Here is a 384-nt window from a genome sequence, read left to right as displayed (position 1 = left end):
TCGAATCCTCATAAATATAACGCACTCCCAAATGTTTCTCCATTGCCTGAAATATCTGGTCTTCCCGAAAAGGTTTACGCAAGAAATCATCGCATCCTGCCGATAATACCACTGCTCGTTCCTCTTCTAAAACACTGGCCGTCAAAGCAAGGACAGCCGTTGCTTGTCCTTGGGTAGTCGCTTTAATCTTTTGTGTCGCGGTAAACCCATCCATCACGGGCATTCGCATATCCATCCAGATTAGCTGAGGTTGCCATTCTTGCCAGATATCGATCGCCTCTTGGCCATTACTGGCTTCTTGAAGTTCAAAGCCCAAAGGACTCAAGAGTTGTACCAACAATTGCCGATTTACGGGTTTATCATCGACAATTAAGATACGATAGC

The 384-nt window shown here is 45.3% G+C and carries 1 protein-coding gene; it reads right to left on the bottom strand.

The features are described from left to right. Positions 1–384, bottom strand: a 384-nt coding sequence (locus JUI58_RS00380) for a response regulator (RefSeq protein ID WP_204101774.1), incomplete at both ends; no start/stop codon positions are given.

It is taken from the genome of Spirulina sp. CCY15215 (genome assembly GCF_016888125.1).
GTDB lineage: Bacteria > Cyanobacteriota > Cyanobacteriia > Cyanobacteriales > Spirulinaceae > CCY15215.
Note: the sequence above shows the minus strand (reverse complement) of the source record. Positions and strands in the feature narration are given on the sequence as shown.